Here is a 1,231-nt window from a genome sequence, read left to right on the forward strand (position 1 = left end):
TGGACTTCCCAGCTTTCACTAGACAGTTTTTAACTCAGAATAATACGCTTCCTCAAACTTAGCAGGTGAAACACCGCCTGTATGTGAATGGCGTTTTTTTGGATTGTAGAACATTTCTATAAAATTGAATATCTCAGCTTTCGCATCTTCCCTTGTCGAATATATCTTTCGCTTAACTATTCGCTTTTTAATTGTCGCAAAAAAGCTTTCAGCAACCGCATTATCATGACAGTTTCCAGCACGGCTCATCGAAGGCACAAGGTTATGTTCTTTCATAAATGCGAGATAGTCAGCGCTACTATATTGACTACCTTGATCGCTATGCACCATTACCTTAGCCTTCGGTTGACGTTGACATACAGCCATCAACAATGCATTTATAACAAGGTGCTTGTCCATATTTTTATCCATCGACCAACCCACAATACGCCTAGAGAATAAGTCCATTACTGTTGCCACATATAAAAAACCTTCATAAGTTCTTATGTAAGTTATGTCGCTCACCCATGATTGATTCGGTGCTGGCGGGTTAAATTGGCGCGCTAATAAGTTATCTGCAATCCGCGATGTCTTACCGCCTTTAATATGGCGACGCTTATACCCAATTTGCGCTTTAAGCTTATGCTGTCGCATGATCTTAGCGACACGATTTACGCTGCATTGCTCACCGGCTTCACGCAAGTCTGCATGTATCCAAGGGCTACCATATGTGCCGCCACTGGCTACATAAAATTCTTTAATCAGTTTCAATAAACGATTATCTTCAAGCGCTCTATCACTTAAAGGCTTTTTTAACCACGCATAAAAACCACTGCGATGCAGTTTAAAAATGCGGCACATCGCCGTGATAGAAAACTCATCTTGGTGATCACGAATGAAGCCGTGCTTTACTCGGGGTTGCTGGCAAAGTACCTTGCGGCCTTTTTTAAAATATCCCGCTCCTCCGTGACACGTTTCAATTGTGCTTCCAATTTAGCGATCTTCAATTTTTCATCGGATGATTGAACGGCTTTAGGTTTATCTGATAATTGGCTTCGCCAGTGATATAACGTTTTGGTACAAATATCTAATCGTTCAGCGACTTCAGCAACTGAATATCCACGCTCAGTAATTTGTTTAACAGCCGCTTCTTTAAACTCTTGGGTATAACGTTTGCCTTTGCTCATAAAACACCTCTTATTAGAAGTTACAATGTAACTCATTGGGTGTCTAGCAAACTGTGGGAAGTCCA

General features: G+C 41.2%; 1 protein-coding gene. It reads right to left on the minus strand.

The annotated features are described in order from the left end of the window. Window positions 1-18: 18 nt before the first annotated feature. Window positions 19-1,166 (minus strand): IS3 family transposase gene (locus tag CWC11_RS19995; protein WP_138684098.1). Its coding sequence is split into 2 segments (ribosomal slippage): window positions 19-929 and window positions 929-1,166, totalling 1,149 coding nucleotides; the frame shifts between segments, so codons are not numbered across the junction. Window positions 1,167-1,231: the final 65 nt, after the last annotated feature.

It is taken from the genome of Pseudoalteromonas sp. S3178, from assembly GCF_005886985.1.
GTDB lineage: Bacteria > Pseudomonadota > Gammaproteobacteria > Enterobacterales > Alteromonadaceae > Pseudoalteromonas > Pseudoalteromonas carrageenovora.